This is a genomic window from Pseudoalteromonas sp. 2CM39R, from assembly GCF_023161845.1.
The window spans coordinates 20,042-39,025 of sequence record NZ_JALNTM010000010.1 but is presented as its reverse complement, the minus strand read 5'-3'; the positions used below and the strand labels follow the sequence as shown (position 1 = coordinate 39,025).

General features: G+C 43.8%; 14 protein-coding genes. 9 read left to right on the top strand and 5 right to left on the bottom strand.

Features of this window, described 5'->3' with window-relative positions; all coding sequences use genetic code 11:
* Positions 1–13 precede the first annotated feature (13 nt).
* A complete protein-coding gene (locus tag MTF66_RS21330) occupies positions 14–1,786 on the bottom strand; it encodes an ABC transporter transmembrane domain-containing protein (protein WP_248528546.1) in 1,773 nt (590 codons plus the stop codon).
* 77 nt (positions 1,787–1,863) lie between these two features.
* Between MTF66_RS21330 and MTF66_RS21325 the strand changes: the two genes are divergently transcribed.
* From MTF66_RS21325 to MTF66_RS21300, 6 genes are all read left to right on the top strand, one after another.
* A complete protein-coding gene (locus MTF66_RS21325) occupies positions 1,864–2,268 on the top strand; it encodes a DUF3224 domain-containing protein (RefSeq protein WP_054562838.1) in 405 nt (134 codons plus the stop codon).
* A 1-nt stretch (position 2,269) separates the two neighbouring features.
* The gene (locus MTF66_RS21320; protein ID WP_054554414.1) at positions 2,270–2,449 is read left to right on the top strand and encodes a DUF4177 domain-containing protein; all 180 of its coding nucleotides are present in this window, start codon (positions 2,270–2,272) and stop codon (positions 2,447–2,449) included.
* Positions 2,449–3,066 carry a LysE family translocator gene (locus MTF66_RS21315; protein WP_248528544.1) on the top strand — a complete coding sequence of 206 codons (618 nt, stop codon included), beginning with the start codon at positions 2,449–2,451 and terminating at the stop codon, positions 3,064–3,066. Before MTF66_RS21320 ends, MTF66_RS21315 begins: the two co-directional genes overlap by 1 nt.
* Positions 3,067–3,253: 187 nt before the next feature.
* A complete protein-coding gene (locus MTF66_RS21310; RefSeq protein ID WP_248528541.1) occupies positions 3,254–6,148 on the top strand; it encodes a TonB-dependent receptor in 2,895 nt (964 codons plus the stop codon).
* Positions 6,149–6,170: 22 nt separating this feature from the next.
* The gene (locus tag MTF66_RS21305; protein ID WP_248528539.1) at positions 6,171–10,487 is read left to right on the top strand and encodes an alpha-1,6-glucosidase domain-containing protein; all 4,317 of its coding nucleotides are present in this window, start codon (positions 6,171–6,173) and stop codon (positions 10,485–10,487) included.
* A 99-nt stretch (positions 10,488–10,586) separates the two neighbouring features.
* Entirely contained in the window at positions 10,587–11,129 is a 543-nt protein-coding gene (locus MTF66_RS21300) for a PH domain-containing protein (protein ID WP_248528867.1), read from the top strand.
* Here the strand turns inward: MTF66_RS21300 and MTF66_RS21295 are convergent.
* The 3 genes from MTF66_RS21295 to MTF66_RS21285 form a co-directional block, all read right to left on the bottom strand.
* Positions 11,126–12,916 (bottom strand): alkaline phosphatase, encoded by a 1,791-nt coding sequence (locus MTF66_RS21295; RefSeq protein ID WP_248528537.1) that lies wholly within the window; start codon positions 12,914–12,916, stop codon positions 11,126–11,128. The two genes, MTF66_RS21300 and MTF66_RS21295, sit on opposite strands and share 4 nt — an antisense overlap.
* 62 nt (positions 12,917–12,978) lie before the next feature.
* Positions 12,979–13,323, bottom strand: coding sequence for a rhodanese-like domain-containing protein (locus MTF66_RS21290; protein ID WP_054562833.1), 345 nt, complete (start codon positions 13,321–13,323; stop codon positions 12,979–12,981).
* Position 13,324: 1 nt separating this feature from the next.
* On the bottom strand, positions 13,325–13,513 hold the full coding sequence (locus MTF66_RS21285; RefSeq protein WP_054562832.1) for a DUF2892 domain-containing protein: 189 nt from the start codon (positions 13,511–13,513) through the stop codon (positions 13,325–13,327).
* 133 nt (positions 13,514–13,646) lie between these two features.
* Here MTF66_RS21285 and MTF66_RS21280 point away from each other — a divergent pair, with 133 nt between their 5' ends.
* The 3 genes from MTF66_RS21280 to MTF66_RS21270 are packed head-to-tail and all read left to right on the top strand — an operon-like array spanning position 13,647 to position 18,294.
* The gene (locus MTF66_RS21280; RefSeq protein WP_054562831.1) at positions 13,647–13,952 is read left to right on the top strand and encodes a metalloregulator ArsR/SmtB family transcription factor; all 306 of its coding nucleotides are present in this window, start codon (positions 13,647–13,649) and stop codon (positions 13,950–13,952) included.
* 3 nt (positions 13,953–13,955) lie between these two features.
* A complete protein-coding gene (locus tag MTF66_RS21275; protein ID WP_248528534.1) occupies positions 13,956–17,243 on the top strand; it encodes an efflux RND transporter permease subunit in 3,288 nt (1,095 codons plus the stop codon).
* The gene (locus tag MTF66_RS21270) at positions 17,233–18,294 is read left to right on the top strand and encodes an efflux RND transporter periplasmic adaptor subunit (RefSeq protein WP_188730929.1); all 1,062 of its coding nucleotides are present in this window, start codon (positions 17,233–17,235) and stop codon (positions 18,292–18,294) included. Before MTF66_RS21275 ends, MTF66_RS21270 begins: the two co-directional genes overlap by 11 nt.
* On the opposite strand, the gene MTF66_RS21265 is transcribed toward MTF66_RS21270, so the two are convergent.
* Positions 18,287–18,964 carry a nitroreductase family protein gene (locus MTF66_RS21265; protein ID WP_055198623.1) on the bottom strand — a complete coding sequence of 226 codons (678 nt, stop codon included), beginning with the start codon at positions 18,962–18,964 and terminating at the stop codon, positions 18,287–18,289. The two genes, MTF66_RS21270 and MTF66_RS21265, sit on opposite strands and share 8 nt — an antisense overlap.
* Between the last annotated feature and the right edge of the window lie 20 nt (positions 18,965–18,984).

Sequence of the window (18,984 nt, the reverse complement as noted above, 5' to 3'; positions counted from 1 at the left end):
GACATTTCCCTTCTTAATCTCGATTAAACTGTAATTCGCACAATTGTTTATACAATGGGTTAGTTTCAAACAATTGCTGATGCGTACCCGTTGCAATAATTTCTCCTTTATCCATCACGACAATCACATCGGCGTGTTTAACTGTTGCTAAACGATGGGCAATAATCAGTGTTGTTCTGTCTTTCATTAGATGCTCAAGGGCAGCTTGTACATGAAACTCACTTTGTGCGTCGAGTGCACTGGTTGCTTCATCAAGCAATAAAATGGCAGGGTCTTTTAATATTGCGCGCGCTAGTACTATGCGTTGTTTTTGCCCACCTGAGAGCCTAACACCTTGCTCACCTAAAAAGCTGTGATAACCATCAGGAAGTTGCTTAATAAACTCATCGGCATGGGCATATTTAGCCGCAGCATATACTTGCTCGTCGCTGGCGCTTGGGTTGCCATAGCGTATGTTATGCATTACGTCTGAGCTAAATAAAATTGGGTTTTGTGCCACCATCCCCATTTGCTGGCGTAAGCAATCAAGAGAGAGTGCTTTTATGTCTATTCCTGCCAGCGAAATACTCCCAGAACTTGGGTCATAAAAGCGCTGCAGTAATTCAAACAATGTTGTTTTACCAGCCCCTGATGGGCCAACGATTGCAACAGTTTGCCCCTGTTTTACTTGTAAATTCAGCGCATTTAAAGCGGCTTTATCTTGCCTTGAAGGGTAATGAAAAGACACATCATTAAACTGAATAGCAGGGTGATTAAGCTTGTTTTCCTCAAGTTGTGCATCATGATTTGTATCTGGGCTTTTGATCATGCTTTCAACGGCGAGTAGCTCTAATAATCGTGCTGCTGCACCTGCAGCTCTTTGCAACTCACCGTACACTTCGGCAACGGTTGCTACAGACATCGCCACCATAATCGCATAAAACACAAAAGCACCTAGCTCACCACCTGTCATGGTGCCAGCTAATACGTCGCTGCCACCGACCCACAGCATCACGCTAATGGCACTAAAGGTCAGAAATATAACTGCTGCAATCAAAAACGAGCGCTGTTTGATACGGCTCTTCGCTACTTGAAACGCCTTGTTTGTTTCTTCGCTAAATGCGGCTTTTTCACGTTCTTCGTGACTATAACTTTGCACGACTTTAATATTTTGTATGATCTCACCAGCATAGGTGCTGATATCGGCAATGGCATCTTGGCTTGAGCTTGCCAGCTTTCTCACTTTTCGGCCAAAAATCATCATCGGCAGTAGTACTACGGGTACGCAGGCAACAACCACAAGAGTTAGCTTTAGGTTGGTGATAAGTAGCATAGCCAAGCCACCAATCAGCATTAAGCTACTGCGTAATGCCATCGAAAAAGAGGAGCCAATGATAGATTGCAACAAGGTGGTATCGGTGGTTAGTCGCGACATCAGTTCGCCGCTGCGGTTTTCTTCAAAGTAGCTGGGGTGTAGTGTAACGATGCGATCAAACACGGCTTTACGGATATCGTTACTGACTCGCTCACCAATCCACGACATTAAATAAAAGCGACAAAAAGTACCTACAGCTAATAAGCTAATCAAACCAATCAGCACCATCACCGCTTGCTGAAGCTGAGCTTGCGAGCCTGCAATAAAGCCATGGTCGATAACAAATTTAACGCCTTGTCCGAGTGATAAGTTAACACCGGCCGTAAGCAACAAGGCGCCAAGGGCTGCAAACACCACCCATTTGTAGGGTTTTATAAAAGCTAAAATCGGTAACAGGCTACTAAATGCGGCCTTTTCTTTATTGTTAGACATGCTAGATTCTTGTTGGTGAATAGGGTATAGATATGGTTATCAATGCTCTAAAAATCAACAGTTATTAAGGGATTAGTATGGAATCTACAACGATCAGTGGTCAATTCACCGTAAAGTTAAACCCAATTGGCGGCTATGCCACAGGGCAAGATGGCGTAAATTTGGGACGCATGTCGATTGATAAACAGTTTTCAGGTCCATTAGAGGCAACAAGCCAAGGCGAAATGCTCAGTGCCATGACTGCAACTCAGGGGAGCGCAGGTTATGTAGCGATAGAACAGGTTGTTGGTAGCTTAGAAGGTAAGCAAGGCAGTTTTGTGCTGCAACATTTTGGTACTATGGATAAAGGTGCTGACCGATTGATTTTAGAAGTGGTGCCTGACTCTGGCGCAGGAGAGCTTGAAGGTCTCTGTGGTAAAATGGCAATTCGAATTGAATCGGGTATTCATCATTATGACTTTGAATACCAACTGATGGACTAACATGCAAAAAGTAGTTGAGTTTAAAAAGAAGCGCTTTTTCGGCGGCATCGATATTGATGCATTAAATCAACGGGTGTTCGAATTAGGCCAAGCTGGCTGGCAAGTGAAAACCATCACCACTGCCACTGGGGTTTATGGTCAGATAACATCCGTTTTATTACTAATTGAGAATAACGAATAATGACACTAACTGAGTGGTTGAGTTTAGTTTTAATTTGCGTGATGGGGGCAATGTCGCCGGGGCCGAGTTTAGCTGTGGTTTTAAAACACAGTTTACACGGTGGTATGAAGAACGGCATGTTAGCGGCGTTGAGCCACGGTATTGGGGTTGGCTTTTATGCATGTGCCTCGTTACTAGGTTTAGGTGCGCTGATGACTCAGGTACCAACGCTTTATCAAGTGCTGGTCTATGGCGGTGCAGCCTATCTCGCATATTTGGGTATTCGTATTCTGTTAGCTAAGCCCAGCTCGCAAACACTGAATGTTGAGCAGACTAAGCCGAGCCCTCGCAGCGCGCTGCAAGATGGCTTTGCTATTGCCTTTTTAAACCCAAAACTTGCGGTGTTCTTTTTAGCGTTGTTTTCGCAATTTATTGACCCTGAGAACCTGACTTTGCAAGTTGGTTTAATCATGTGTTTAACGGTATTTGTGCTTGATACAGGCTGGTATCTACTTGTTGCACTGTTAACCGAAATATCAAAAAAGCGTTTTGGTTTCACCAAGACAAATCCATGGCTCGAAAAATTGCTAGGGGTGATTTTTATTGCCTTAGCTGTTCGCGTTGTTATTACTCTATAAATCCCTCTATATTGCGATTACATCACTAATAAAAAAGGGTTGTGATCGCTGCTCTCCCCAGCAAGTTCCTATTGCATACGTATTCATCACACAATATTTACCTTTTGGTTACACTTTATTGGTTGTTTTTTGACAACAACAATAACCACAAATACAACACCTCCAACGACAACAGGGTGGAAATCCAATGGGGAAATTCAAGCTAAGTGCGCTTATGCTGGCTTTAGTGGCAGCAAATAGTGCAATAGCGGCGACGGAAGAAGAACGCACATCAGCAAAGGAAATCGATCCTGAGCTAGAAGTAATCGAAGTGCGCGGCTTTAGTCGCAGCTTAATTCAATCATTAAATCAAAAACGCTTTAGCGACACTGTCTCTGAGCAACTATCAGCCGATGACTTAGGGGCATTACCTGATGTGTCTATGGCTGATGCATTAACACGTCTACCGGGGATCTCGGCGGTACGGACCGGTGGCCAAGCTGCCGAAATCAACATTCGCGGTTTATCTGGTGGATTTGTTTTTTCGACATTAAATGGTCGAGAGCAAGTATCTACTAGTGGTAGTCGCAGTATTGAGTTTGACCAATACCCGTCTGAGTTAATCAGCTCCGCGGCGGTCTACAAGTCGCCAAAAGCATCACTTATTGAAGGGGGCGTAGCAGGTACGGTAGAGCTACAAACAGCCAGCCCATTGGATAATGACCAGCAACACAAATTTACTGCGAATGTGCGTGGTATGTATAACGACCGTGCTTCAGAGGTATTTGATGCCACGGAGTATGGCGACCGTATTAGCTTTTCTTACCAAGGCAAGTTTCTTGATGATACGCTAGGTGTCGCACTGGGTTACGCGCGCTTATTCCAACCAAGTGTGGCGACTCAGTTTATCGGTTTAGCATATAACGGTAATAAAGATGTTGATGGGCTAGCAAATGATACCGATGGCCCTGCTGATAACCCTGCTAATGAATACATCAGTGAAGGTTTTGAGCTTCAGCACTTAGGTGGTGAAGAAACCCGTAATGGTTATTTAACCTCAATTGAATGGGTCCCAACCGATAACTTTAAACTAAAAGGTGATGCGTTTTTATCGCGTTTTGATAGCGAATCATTTGCCCGTGGTTTTCGGGTTAAGTTTGGTGGTCCGTCTGCGGTGTATGCTAATCCAGTACTAGATGGTAATGCGGTGATTGGTGGTGCGATTAACCGCACATCAAATAGCTTTACCCGTGTTGAAATCGTTAATGATGATAACCAAGACTTTGATGAAGTAGACAGCTATGGCATTAATGCCGACTGGCAAGTTACTGAGCGTTTGAACGTCAATGCTGACGTGTCGCTATCACGTGCTAAGAGTAATTTTCGCAATGGTTTACTTTGGGCATTGGTAGCAGAAGATGCCACCGTTGAGAACCCTGTGTTCGATACCAATGTATCGCTTAACTATCAATTGAATGGCTTAAACTTGCCTGATGTAGGTTTTAACCAAGCCGACGCATTTAGCGATATTGACCGCGTTATGGTCAGTAAATACGGTATTTATCCGTATGAAAATGAAGATGAAGTAAAAGCATTTCGACTCGATTTTAAGTATGAGTTAGAGAATAACTGGTTTAGCTCCATTGAATTTGGCGCTCGTTATTCAGACCGTGAGTACAGCAATAATCGCTCTGTATTTGAATACGGTAACGATGGTGCATTTTCTTCGACTCAACCACCGCTTCGCCTTACCGATGACATGACCACCGTAGTTGATTGGCAAGGTGAGTTTAGTTATTTCCCATCTTACCTAGCGATAGATTTAGATAAAGCACTCAACGCATGGTTTCCTGGTGGGACTCCGCAGCCAGTACAGACCTGGGGTAACGCCGATGGTGTTGTGGATTTAGATGGTGATGGTGAGCCAGATGCGCAAGGCTATACCACTAACTACTCATGGACCATGTTACAAAGTGGCTCAGTGTATGAAGAAGTAGTGTCAGCCTATCTGATGCTTAACATTGATACTGAAATTGGCACTCTACCCGTTACAGGTAATATTGGTATTCGCCGAGTAGATACCGATCAGTCAGCGACGGTACTCGAAAACGTCGGTGGCGACCCACAACTCGGTGCGCAGTATATTGTTGATGACAATGGCATTGTTAACGACCTTTATGCACCAAGCGTGTTAGGTATTAAATACACTGACTACCTGCCTTCATTAAATCTGAACTTTAAAGTCAGTGACGCGACACAAATTCGTTTTGCTGCGGCAAAAGTGATGGCGCGTGCTCCGATTAACCGTTTAGCGGGTGATGCCAGTGCATCGGTTAACAATGACGGCGAAATTAACGGTTCAAGTACTAATAACCCATTCTTAAAACCTTTCTATGCTGATCAATACGATATCTCGTACGAGCAATACTTTGAAGACACCGATGGTGCACTGGTTGTTGCTGCGTTTTATAAGAATATCGACTCATTCATAGATACGGTAGCTATAGAGAACTTTGACTTTAAAGGTAATGGTTTTAACGTACCAGAATACATTGTTGACCCTGTCAGCGGTGAGCAAATCGAAACCACGAATGGGGTGTACACAACTGCGGTTAACAATGCCAAAGGCGGTTATATTCGTGGTATTGAGCTTGCCTATACGCAAGTTTTCTCTTTCTTACCCTCACCGTTTGAAGGTTTAGGCATTAACGCCAGTTACTCATATACCGAGAGTGAGGTGCAATCTATTACCGATTTAGGTGGTGATTCTGTGTCGCAAGACTTGCCTGGCCTTTCAAACAATGTCTTTAACGGCACACTTTTTTACAGCTATGAAAACTTTGAAACACGTTTGAATGTGCGTTATCGCGATGATTTCGTTTCAGAGCAAGTTGCTGTCAATGAGCAAGTGGTGAATTTTGATGCAGAAACGGTTGTCGATTTCCAAACGTCGTATCAGTTCACAGATTCATTCGGCATGTTATTACAAGTGAATAACTTAACCGATGAACCAACACAAAGCTACTTTGGAACAACCAGTAAAACAGGCACCACGCAATTCTTTGGTCGTCAGTTTTATCTAGGTTTTACCTATAACCATTGATCAGTAAGTTGGAGATAATAATATGAAAATAATAGCTAATTTTAGCCGCTTACTGATTGCATGTAGCATGGTTTTGCTAACTGCATGTGGTGGTGGCGCTAGTAACGATATAGATTCAGGGCAAGTTTTATTGACCTGTAGTGTCCCGCAAGTTCCCAATGAAGCGGGGACTGAGTGTGTTGATCCACCACCGATTAGTTGTCCGGCACCAACGGTACCCGATGAGAATAATGAAAGCTGCGTAGTAGGCGCTGATCCCACTTTGCCTGATCCTGTGGTTTTCCCTGCAGACGACGAAGCCATCTTATTCTATAACCGCACCAGTGATGATGCCTACGAAGGCTATCGATTACACTCATGGAATAATGATGATTGTGATGCGTACGCAGCGCCGTTTGATGCCACTGATTGGGCCAATGGTCATGAATACGATGGTATAGATCCTAACTATGGTGCGTACTGGATTGTAAAACTAAAAGAGGGTTACAACGAGTGTGCTAACTTCATCGTGCATATTGGTACCGAAGGGTCTGGCAAAGCGTTTGGTGATGTTGATTTAAAAATGCCATTGATGCAGGACGATGAAAAGTTCCAACGTATGAACTTTACCATTCATGGTGAACCATCAGTATTTGAATATCCAATTGTTAGCTTAGGTGAGCGCCCGGTGAGTATTTCTGGTGCTTCAGCGCATTGGATTGATTTATCTACTGTGATTTACCAGCCAAGTAATGAGCTGACAAGCATCATTAAATTACACTCATCAAACAGTGCAGATTTAGCTGTCGATGAAGATACTGGTGAGTTAAATGGTCAAGTGGTTGAGCTTACATCGACATCTTTAAGCGATGAACAAATCGCTAAAGTGCCGCACCTTGCTGGATGGAATGCATACCAAGGTAACTGGGATGCCGCCGCTGCAAAAGAGCTTATTAAACAACAACTGGTTGTGGCAGGCTATGATGCTGATGGCAAGCTAACAGAAGCCACTTATGTGCAAGCCGCTAAAGCCCTCGATGACTTATACACCAGTGGCGAAAGTGATGCTAATGAAGCACAACTAGGTGTGCATTACGCCAATAATGGCATTGATGTGTCGGTATGGGCGCCGACTGCAAGCAATATGAAATTAGCGCTGTATGATGCTGATAAAACAGAGCTTGAACAACTTGCTATGACCTTTGATAGCACAACGGGTATTTGGTCTAGCAATGTCGATATCAGTCACGATCGCCATTACTACCGCTTTATGTTTGATGTTTATCATCCTACGACTAAGCAAATTGAAAGCTTATGGAGCACAGACCCTTATTCATTAAACGTTTCAACCAATGGTCTATATAGCCAACTGATCAACCTTGATGATGAAGATACTAAACCAACCGGCTGGGATGAGCGTATGGTGCCAACGGTTGATTACCCTGAGCAAGCGGTCATTTACGAAGGCCATGTGCGTGATTTTAGTGTACGTGATGAAACCGTCAGTGAAGCAAACCGTGGTAAGTATCTTGCGTTTACTGAACTTGATAGCGCACCAATGCAACATCTCAAAAAGCTGGCAGATAATGGCTTAACCCATTTCCATTTACTACCACTGACAGATATTGGCACCATTGATGAAGATGCCAGTCAGCGTGTTGATATTACTGCAACCTTAGGTGATTTATGTAGCCGCATTGAGGATGATGCCGATGCATGTAAAACCGAAGATAAGAGTGCTTTGATAGTTGATTTAATGGCGTCATATCTACCAGGCTCTGATGATGCTCAAGCACTTGCTAATGCAATGCGTGGTGTTGATAGCTTTAACTGGGGTTATGATCCGCATCACTTTATTGCGCCTGAAGGTTCTTACGCTTCATCACCTGAAGGTATTGCACGAGTCAAAGAAACGCGTGCGATGATCCAGTCTTTACAAGAAATTGGTTTACGTGTCGTGCTTGATGTTGTTTACAACCACACGACCTCATCAGGTGTTTGGGATAAATCAGTGTTCGATAAACTCGTTCCGGGTTATTACCACAGATACAACGAAACCTCTGGTGATATTGAGCGTTCAACCTGTTGTGAAAATACAGCAACAGAACATGTCATGATGGACAAATTTGTCGCTGATTCTATGGTGATTTTAGCCCGTGATTTTGGTTACGATAGCTTCCGCTTTGATGTGATGGGGCATATGCCAAAAGCGTCAATTATGACCGCGCTTAGTGCAGTACAAGCGGTTGACCCAGATACTTACTTCTACGGTGAAGGGTGGAACTTTGGTGAAGTCGCTGATAACCGTTTATTTGTGCAAGCTAAACAAATGGATATGGCTGGCAGTGAAGTAGGCACCTTTAATGACCGTATCCGTGAGGCAATTCGTGGTGGTGCGTTCTTTAGTAATAATGTCACAGATGGCAATTTATCTGAGCAAGATACGTTGCGTTTATCACTGGCAGGTAACTTACAAAACTACATTCTTAAAGACTTTAAAGGTAATTCAGCAAAAGGCAGCAGCTTTAGCTGGAGTGGTCAGCCAGCGGCTTACGCCCTTGACCCGGCTGACAGCATTAACTATGTCTCCAAGCATGATAACGAAACACTATGGGATCAGCTGCAATATAAACATGGCACTAACTTAAGTATTGAAGAGCGTGTGCGTGTTCACAATATGGCTTTAGCTATGCCGCTGATGAGCCAAGGTATTCCATTTATGCAAATGGGTGCTGATATGCTACGTTCTAAATCAATGGATCGTAATAGTTATGATTCTGGTGATTGGTTCAACTTTGTTGATTTCAGTATGGATACCAATAACTGGAATGTAGGCCTACCTCCTGAGCAAGATAACCAAGCGAAGTGGGGCGAAATTGCGCCTATTTCAGCAAATCCTAATGCACAAGCTATGGCAAGCGACATTGAGTACGCAAGTAATGTATTTACTGAATTCTTAGCAATTCGTAGTGCCAGCCCATTATTTAGTTTAACCACAGAGCAAGACATTTTAGACCGCGTTGGCTTCCACAATATTGGTAAGCGTCAACAGCAAGGGTTAGTCGTGATGAGTACCGATGATGGCGTTGGGTTGACTGACCTAGATAGCCAATACGATGCCATTGTCGTGGTGATGAACGGTACGGAGCAGAGCTTATCGCATACGGTATCAACGGCTGCGGGTTTTGAGCTTCACCCTGTTTTAAAAGCGAGTGTTGACTCAAGTATGTCAGCAGCAAGCTTTATAGCTGGTGAAGGCGAAGGTACCTTTAATGTTCCACCATATACTGTTGCTGTGTTTGTGAAACCACAAGCTGATGCACAAGGCGAAGGCCTAAGTGCCGATGCGACTGTGGGTGCGCCAGATATTGTGCCATTTGGTAGCACAACAGTTTATGTTCGTGGCTCGTTAAATGACTGGGGTACGGCAAATAGCTTTGAATATGTGGGGAATGGCGAGTACAAAATTGCGATTCCTCTAACAGCAGGTAGCTATGAATTTAAAGTGGCTTCTGAAGATTGGTCTACTGTTGATTTTGGTGCGCTTTCTGCTGATGTTGCTGAAGTGATCGAAGGCGAAGATGAGCCGCTAACACGCAGTGGTGCCAATATGACCTTTACGGCGGCAATGGATGCTGTTTATGTGTTCTCATTCGATGCCACAGACACCGAAAACCCAGTACTTAAGCTCTATAATGAAGAGCCATTTGTTGGTACGCCAATTTATGTACGCGGTAGCTTAAACGATTGGGGTACCAGTGACGAGTTGATGTATCAAGGTAAAGGTGTTTATACCTTCACTAAACAGTTAACTGCGGGTAGCTATGAGTTCAAAGTGGCCTCTGAAGATTGGAACACAGTGGATTATGGCTCAGGTGAAAGTAGTGCAGCGGTTACAGTGGGTACTGAAAAACTACTCGCAGTAAAAGGCGCAAATATGACAATGGATATTGCAAGTGATGGTCAATATCAGTTTGTGTTTGATGCCAGTAACCTTGAAGAACCACTTATGACTGTATTCAATGCAGAAATGTTTGGCGAAACTCAAGTGTACTTACGTGGCAGTGTAAATGATTGGAGCACAGATAACCCACTGATTTATGCTGGTGATGCGATGTACAGTACCACCATGACATTAGAAGCCGATGACTATGAGTTTAAAGTCGCTTCTGAAGACTGGAATACGGTAGATTACGGTGGCAGTGGTGATGCCCCTGTTGCTGTGCTTGGCGAAGCGGCTTTACTAGAAGCGGTTGGCGCCAATATCGCTCTGAGTATTGCAGCTGCTGGCGATTATCGTTTTACAGTGCAAGGACCTGATCTGAGTAAACTAACAGTGACGGTTGAAGCAGTGGAATAGCTTTCCCTGCAGTACCCTTAAGCCGGGCTTTTGCTCGGCTTTTTTTGTATTTAATGAAAAGTTTGTATATTGTCATAACTCTCTATCAAGGAGCCTATGATGACAGAAACCAGTGTAACGAGTGCTAGCTTTGATCCAAAAGTAAAACAATATTGGTTATTACTGGGTATTTTTACCTGTGTGATTAGTATGGTAGGGATCCCTTTCATTCCCATAGTTGCGTTAATAATCTGGCTGGTGTCTGGGCGTATTTTAGCGGCGATGTCAGCCACACTTTTAACGCGCAAGTTAGTGGTAAAACGAGGTGTCTTCTTTAAAGAAGAAAAATCGATCCCACTTGAAAAAATAACCGATGTGGCACTTAGCCAAGGTCCTTTAATGCGTCAATTTGGCCTTTATCGACTGAGCTTTGAAACGGCAGGTCAATCAGGACAAGGTGCATTGGTATCATTGCTCGGAGTGGTTGATGCTGAGACGTTTCGTGAAGCAATCTTGAAACAAAAAGATGAAATGACTCAAAGCAGCAGTGCTAAGGCTGAACATCAACCTGAAGATACTCAGTTAGAACTGCTGCGCTCACTTACTTATAGCGTAAAAAACATTGAGCAAATGTTAGTTACGCTATTAGATGAAAAGCGTTAAGCCATTTGTAAAGTAGAGCTACCAGCTTGTACGCTGAGCGCTTTTTTACGCTCGTTAAGCAGTGTGTAATCGGCTGTTTTAACGCTACTTACATAATGCCACTGGGCAAGCGCTTGCTGTTGAGTAAAGGTGACCGTTAAGTAGCCTCGTTCAACTAAGTTGTTGTAGGCTAAGTCGTTAACCAGTAATGCAATAACTTGCTCAATTTGTGCGACAGCCTCACTCGGTTGCGTATTTAACGCTAAGTAGTTCTCAAGACCTGGAGAAGAAACCGAAGATGTTGCAAACTCAACACCAGCTGCAGCTTTAGCAGAAACAGGGTTACTTGCATCAGTGACTAATTGTCCTGCCCAGCTGTTATGCGTGTCACCCGCTAAAACCACCAAGTTCTTTTGTGCAGCAATTGCAGTCCCAAGTATTACCTCTCGTTCATAAGCATAGCCATCCCATGCATCAAGATTATAAGGCGCTGTTGTTTCTACGCGTGCTCGCTGCTCACTAGTAACTGTTGGATCGCCAGCTAATACGCGCCCTTTAATTTGCGCAAGCTCACTAAATAAGGTATTTGCTTGTGCAAGTAATGCAGATGGATCAGCTCCGTTTGCTTGAGTCACTTGAATATTCATTAGTAACTGTAAAATCTCGAATGGCAAATGCATTTTTGTCATCAGAACTTGTTGCCCAAGCACTTGCCATTGTGTTGTTGCTGTCGTTAAACCATCAGTCAGCCATGTAAGTTGCTCACTGCCTAATAGAGCACGAGTAGGTGAGCTAATTGCTGCAACAAAGTCAGTTTGTCCTTGGCTGCTGGTTAAGTCGAAATCTGCATAATTAACTTGCTCGTCGCGAGCTAAAACACGGGTATCGAGCATGTGTAATGAAACTAAATTACCAAACTCAAAGCGTCGATAAATACGTTCTTTATCGGCAACATTACGGATAGGCATCCATTCAAAGTAGGCTTGTAACGCATGCATTTTGCGCTCGCTAAATTCACCTTCGCCGTCGTTGTGATTTTCAGCGCCACTATGCCATGTATCATTAGTTATTTCATGGTCGTCCCAAACAGTAATAAATGCACAATGACTATGGGCAGCTTGCAAGTTATCGTCTTTACGGTAATGGGCGTAACGTTTGCGATAATCCGCTAAAGAAATGATTTCATCGCTATTGTCATCAGGTAATAAACGGCCAAGTTCGGCGGCATCTTCAGTGGCATAACCTGTATTACCATATTCATAGATGTAGTCACCTAAGTGCAGTACTGCATCTAAATCGGTTTGTTTTGCGATTTCACCATACACATGGAAGTAGCCAGCAGGATAGTTAGCGCAAGAGACAACGGCAAATTTTACTTGTTCTATGTTGTCGGTTGGAAGTGTTTTACCTGCTCCAGTAGGTGAGGTTTTACCATTACTTATGAAGCGGTAGTAATAGGTGGTGTTGGCATCGAGACCTTGCAGATCAACTTTTAAGGTGAAGTCAGTTGCATCGCTAACCTGCGTTTCGCCATCGTGGCTTATGGTTGTAAAGTTAGCATCTGTTGAGGCTTGCCAAACTACGTTAACACTCGTGACGTTTTCAAGAGGTGTTATGCGAGTCCAAATAATTAGACTGTCAGCGAGCGGGTCGCCACTGGCAACACCGTGATCAAAGCTGACAGGGATTTGCTTTGTAGTTTCGTCATCATCGTCATTAAGACTACAGCCCGTTAAACCAAAAGATAAAACGGCGGCTCCAAAACCAGCCGCCGATGCTTTTAAAAAGCGTCTGCGCGTAAAAGTCATTGCTCTGTACCTATAAGTAGAAAAGTACGAGCTTATCCGACCAGTGTTACTGTTCTATGAAGTTAAAACACCTGACAAATTTGTTCTGCATTACAGGTGATTACAGTGACATTTTCGTAGCCAACACGAGTCAGTGCTTCGGCACTTAGTGTGGCGCGGGCACTACTTGCACAGTGTAAGTAAATGGGTCTTGCAGGATCTTTTTCAATTTCCATTAATTTCATTTCAAGTACACCACGCGGGATATTAATTGCACCTGTTGCTGCTTTAGTTGCATGCTCAGCAGGTTCTCGTACGTCTATTAATAAACCGTGGTTTTCGCTTAATTCTTGTTTTGCTTGGTCAGCGCTAATGCGGCGCTGGTTTGGGGCAATAATTTTCATTAAGTCAGGAATTGGGGTCAGCATACTAATCCTCCATGCCAAGTTTGCGTAAAATGGTGATCATTGGGCACCACTTAGTGAATGCCGATTGAATTAAGTTTAGAGCAATAAACACCGTAAACCAAATCCACAGCGGACTGTGAAACTGTTGCAGCAACAATGAAATACAGATCATTACACCAGCAATTAAGCGAAGCGCGTCATTTAGTTTCATAATAAGACCTCGATAACAGAGTGATGTATTTAATATATTAGATAATACTACATTAGTAAATTCTAATATTAGACTTTTCTAATATATCAATCTATACTTTAGCGGTATTTTAAGAATATAGAGTAGTGTGATTATGAACATCGATTTTGCGGCTATGGCCGACAATGTGGAACAAGCAGAGCAAATGCTAAAGATATTGGCGAATAAGAATCGCTTGATGATCTTATGTTCGCTGCAAGATGGTGAAATGAGCGTGAGCGAATTAAATGAAGCAGTGCCATTGGCGCAGTCAGCATTATCGCAACACTTAGCGGCGCTGAGAAAAGCTCAGATAGTTGCTACTCGACGCGAAAGCCAAACTATTTATTACCGCGTGGTTGATGAAAATGTGGTATCAATCTTAGCGACCCTACATGGCTTATTTTGCAAAGGTAATTAAGCAATGAATGCTATCGATAATGCAGTAAAAAACAGCTTGAGCGGCCGCCTCCCTGTCATTATTTTTATTATGTCGGTGCTGCTTGGCCTAATGGCATTAAAGCAAACACCCCGTGAAGAAGAGCCGCAAATTGTGGTTCCTATGCTTGATATATATGTGGCAGCGCCAAACGTCGAAGCGCCAGAAGTAGCTAGGCTGGTAACTGAACCATTGGAGAAGTTATTGGCGCAGTTAACGGGCGTTGAGCATATTTACTCGACCACACAAAGTAATGCTGCTGTTGTTACTCTTCGCTTTGAAGTTGGTCACGACCGTGAGCAAGCCATCCTCGACACTTACGCTAAACTCTATAGCTATCAACACACGATGGCGTCAGTGATCAGCTCATGGCAAATACGTCCGGTTGAAGTGAATGATGTGCCAATAGTCATGCTAGGCTTATTTAGTAAAGATCCAAAACTTTACGATGACTATCAACTAACCCGTTTTGCCAACGAAATCGCTAACAGCTTACAGCGCATTGAAAATACCAGCGAAGTGAAAGTGATTGCTGGTCGAACACGTCAATTAACGATTAACCTTGATGCAAGCGCTCTCGCTGCACACCAAACAACATTAACCGATGTGTATTATGCGCTTAGCGTATCTAACCAATTAGTGAATGTGGGCAGTGTTGTTGAGGGTAAGCAGCAAATTGCCTTACAAGTGGGTGATGTTTTACGTTCTCAATCTGCGATTGAACGGCTTGTTGTCAACGTGGTAAACGGTAAGAGTGTTTACCTAAATGATGTGGCCCAGGTGAGTGATGGTCCAAGCGAAGCACAAAGTTATCAATGGTTGGCTCATTCAGATAACCAGCAACAACTTCCTTTAGTCACAATTAGTGTCGCTAAACAAGCAGGTACCAATGCGGTAGCTGTAGCCAATGAAGTGCACAGCATGATGGACAGTTTATCGGCTAATCTACTACCAGATGAAGTGGGCTACACCGTACTGCGTGACTATGGCCAAACCGCGAATGAAAAAGTAAATAACCTTACATCGAGCTTAGTGTTTGCGGTATTTACCGTGGTTATTTTTGTTGGCGTATTTCTAGGTTGGCGACCAGCGATTGTTGTGGGGCTAGCGGTACCTATTTGCTACGGCATCACCCTGACACTTGATTTTGCCTTTGGCTATACGATTAACCGAGTCACGCTGTTTGCACTAATACTTTCTTTAGGTTTATTGGTTGATGATCCCATTACTGGGATAGATAACATAAGTCGTTTTTTAACGAAAAAAGGCGATAAAAAACAACGCATAGTTGATGCCATGAGCGAAATTCGTGTGGCGCTCTTTATGTCTACATTGACCATTATGGTGGCATTTATCCCACTTGCGTTTATCACAGGCATGATGGGGCCGTACATGGCACCGATGGCATTCAATGTGCCGGTCAGTGTGATGGTTTCAACCATAGTGGCATTTTTTGTCACGCCATGGTTGGCCATGAAGTTACTGAAAGCGCCAGTTGATGACAGCATGCAACTAGAAGCTAACCCGCATAGTTTATATGAGCGCATGTTATCGCCATTACTCGAGTCTAAAGGCCGCGCCAAACTCGTACTATGGACCACATTAGCTTTGTTTGTCGCCAGTGCCATGTTACCCGTAATGCGTGCAGTGCCTCTAAAGCTATTACCGTTTGATAATAAAAACGAGTTGCAAGTTTTAATTGATATGCCAGAAGGCACGAGCCTTGAGCAAACCGCCGCTTTCACTCGACAAGTACAAACCATCACTTGGCAATTAAATGAAGTAAGCGAGGCGGCAGCCTACGTTGGTCAGCCATCAAGCATGGACTTTAATGGTATGGTGCGTGGTTATTATCGACGTGAAGCTGCTAATTTAGCTGAGCTCAGAGTATTACTGCTCGATAAAACTGAGCGTGATCATCAATCTCATGGCGTGGTCATGCGCTTGCGTGCCGCATTAGCGCCACTGGCAACCGATGGCATTGTAATTAAAGTGGTTGAAGTACCACCTGGTCCGCCGGTTTTAAGTACCTTAGTGGCTGAGGTTTACAGTGAGCCATTTGTTGATACAGACACTCACTATCAAGCAGCACTTGCTGTTGCTGCAAGGTTAAAGCAAGAGCCGCATGTGGTTGAAGTTGATACCAGTATTGCTGCCAATGCGCCGTTACAGCGTTTTGTTACCGATAAAAGTAAAGCGTCATTGTCGGCGGTCTCTACGCAAGATATTGCCCAGACCTTAGCCATTGCCTCACATGGACAAAATGTTGGGGTGTTATATGTTAGCGGCGAAACAGACCCTGTCGATATAAAGTTACAACTGCCTTATCAAGATCGTAACCAATTTGCTCAATTGCTGGCATTACAAGTTCGTGGTGATAGGGAGCTTGCAAAAACCAGTGATGAATTTGGGCTACAAAGTGCACCACGTCCGCTGGTGGCGCTTTCTGAGTTAGGTGAATTTCAGCATCAAGATGTTGCCAAGCCAATTATGCGTAAAGATCAGCGTAATGTTGTGTATGTAATGGCTGAGCTAAATGGCCGTACACCCGCTGAAATTATTGCTGACGTCAATGCCGACTTAGGTATTAGCGCTGACGAATTTAGCCAAACTGATTGGCAAAGTAGGCACTTTTTCAATAATGGTGGTAGCCAAGCTTGGCAATTACCTGCTGGCACTGACGTGACCTTTAGTGGTGAAGGCGAATGGCGAATTACCATTGATGTATTCAGAGATATGGGCATTGCCTTTGCGTTTGCGCTAACAGCCATTTTCATCATCTTACGCATTCAAACAAACTCTGCGAGTTTGTCACTGATCATCATGTCGGCTATTCCATTAACTGTAATAGGGATCATGCCGGGCTTTTGGCTATTAAATCAATTTGGAGAACGCACTATTGCAGGTGCTCCAGAGCCGGTGCTATTCACCGCAACAGCCATGATAGGCATGATTGCACTTGCCGGTATTGTGGTTCGTAACTCACTTATTTTAGTTGAGTTTATTAATCAAGCTCGCGGCCAAGGTATGGCAATTAAACAGGCTTTAATCGCCGCAGGCACCGTGCGTATGCGCCCTGTGTTGCTCACAGCGGGAACCACCTTATTAGGTAACTTGGTGATCACCCTAGATCCGGTATTTAGCGGTCTAGCGATCGCAATTATTTTTGGTATTGTGGCATCAACATTGTTCTCATTATTTGTTGTGCCACTGGTTTATTATTTAGTGTTTGCAAAGGATGCAGCCAAAGAGGAACAAGCTCATGCAAGGTAAATCAAAACTTATTGGTTCAATTATCGCGTTATCAGTGATTATTGTGGCGGTACTTTACATGGCGGGCAGTTTTTCTGATAAGCAAGCTGCAGGCATGAAAAACCCATCGGCAAATGATTATACTGGTCAGTTAGTGACAGTGACACTGGCAGATATTGCTCGTGATGAAGTTGTACCGGGCACCGTGATTGCAAAACAAAATACGCAAATCTCTTCTCGTGTAATGGCACAAGTTGAGCGTTTAAATGTACGCGCTGGCGATACTGTAAAACAAGGTGACGTGCTAATTACTTTGCAGCAAGATGACTTTAAAGCAGGACTTGCTCAAAGCGAAGCACAAATAAATGCGATTAATGCATCGCTAACTCAAGCTGAGAAACAACTAAAGCGTATTAACGACTTATACAAGCAAGGCTTGGTATCTGTTAGCGAATACGACGATGCAAAAGCAAGGTTCGATAACTTAACAGCGAACCTAGCGATTGCTAAGCAGCAGCAAACACAAGCGCAAGTTGCACTGAGTTTTACGCAAATTAAAGCGCCGATTTCAGGTGTTGTGGTTGAGCGCTTTGCAGAGCCTGGGGATACCGCAACTCCTGGCACACCATTACTCGCACTGTATAACCCTCAACAATTGCAATTAGCATTTAATGTCAGAGAACAACAAGCAATTAAGCTGAATGTTGGTCAAACTTTAACGGTCAAATTACCTGCTTTATCTACGTCAATGCCTGCCACAGTGACAGAAATTGTGCCTGTTGCTGATAGTGCTGCGCGTAGTATGGAAATCCGTTTAGAAACAGATGCGCAAACTGGATTAATGCCTGGGCTTTATGCGCAATTACAATTACCGCTCGCCACTGAAAAAGGGGTGTTGATTGAGTCAAGCTGGGTGCACCAATATGGCCAATTGAGTATGGTCTATTTACTTGAAAATAATCAGATAGTGCGTCGCTATGTGCGCCTTGGCGAAATGCTTGATGGCAAGCAGCACATCGTTTCAGGTTTAAACCCGGGTGATGTGCTGGCTGTTGATTTTAAAACTAAATAAAGGTCGCTATTTCGTCTAGCGACTTTTTCACTAAGGCATGCTCAGGGATGGTTGCATCTGTGCCTGGGTAGCCTGCAATAAGTAGCATATAAGGGCGCTCATTATCTTTATCGCGGCCACAAATTTCGGTTAAAAAACTCATTGGTTTTGGTGTATGCGTAAGGGTTGCAAGGCCAGCTCTGTGTAGTGCTTGAATTAAAAAGCCGGTTGCTAGGCCAACAGATTCATGAACATAGTAATTGGTATTTTTGTCATCGGCAGAAATCCCGCCTTTCTTTTGACTAAACACGGCAATTAGCCAAGGTGCATGCTCAAGGTAGGGCTTACTGGCATCGGTGCCAAGTGGTTTTAAGGCATCTAACCATTCTTCACCTGCGCGACCTTCATAAAATGAGCGCTCTAATTTTTCAGCGGCTTCTCGAATTTGTTTTTTCACATCGCTGCTGTGTATTGCTACAAAGTGCCAAGGTTGATGATTGGCACCGCTCGGTGCAGTGCCAGCCGCTCTAATACAGGTTTCGATTATTTCTTTTGGCACTGGGCGGTCGCTAAAGCTGCGAATACTATGGCGACGCTGACTCACGGCTAAAAACTCTTCGGCGCGTTTTAGCATCTCGTCATGAGGGTACTCAATAAAGTCATTGAGTGGCTGATTTTTGTGTTCTTGCATGGCTTTTCGCTTCTTGTGTG

Coding starts and splice junctions, on each gene's coding strand:
- MTF66_RS21330 (WP_248528546.1), bottom strand. CDS start 1,786: ATGTCTAACAATAAAGAAAAGGCCGCATTTAGTAGCCTGTTACCGATT.
- MTF66_RS21325 (WP_054562838.1), top strand. CDS start 1,864: ATGGAATCTACAACGATCAGTGGTCAATTCACCGTAAAGTTAAACCCA.
- MTF66_RS21320 (WP_054554414.1), top strand. CDS start 2,270: ATGCAAAAAGTAGTTGAGTTTAAAAAGAAGCGCTTTTTCGGCGGCATC.
- MTF66_RS21315 (WP_248528544.1), top strand. CDS start 2,449: ATGACACTAACTGAGTGGTTGAGTTTAGTTTTAATTTGCGTGATGGGG.
- MTF66_RS21310 (WP_248528541.1), top strand. CDS start 3,254: ATGGGGAAATTCAAGCTAAGTGCGCTTATGCTGGCTTTAGTGGCAGCA.
- MTF66_RS21305 (WP_248528539.1), top strand. CDS start 6,171: ATGAAAATAATAGCTAATTTTAGCCGCTTACTGATTGCATGTAGCATG.
- MTF66_RS21300 (WP_248528867.1), top strand. CDS start 10,587: ATGACAGAAACCAGTGTAACGAGTGCTAGCTTTGATCCAAAAGTAAAA.
- MTF66_RS21295 (WP_248528537.1), bottom strand. CDS start 12,916: ATGACTTTTACGCGCAGACGCTTTTTAAAAGCATCGGCGGCTGGTTTT.
- MTF66_RS21290 (WP_054562833.1), bottom strand. CDS start 13,323: ATGCTGACCCCAATTCCTGACTTAATGAAAATTATTGCCCCAAACCAG.
- MTF66_RS21285 (WP_054562832.1), bottom strand. CDS start 13,513: ATGAAACTAAATGACGCGCTTCGCTTAATTGCTGGTGTAATGATCTGT.
- MTF66_RS21280 (WP_054562831.1), top strand. CDS start 13,647: ATGAACATCGATTTTGCGGCTATGGCCGACAATGTGGAACAAGCAGAG.
- MTF66_RS21275 (WP_248528534.1), top strand. CDS start 13,956: ATGAATGCTATCGATAATGCAGTAAAAAACAGCTTGAGCGGCCGCCTC.
- MTF66_RS21270 (WP_188730929.1), top strand. CDS start 17,233: ATGCAAGGTAAATCAAAACTTATTGGTTCAATTATCGCGTTATCAGTG.
- MTF66_RS21265 (WP_055198623.1), bottom strand. CDS start 18,964: ATGCAAGAACACAAAAATCAGCCACTCAATGACTTTATTGAGTACCCT.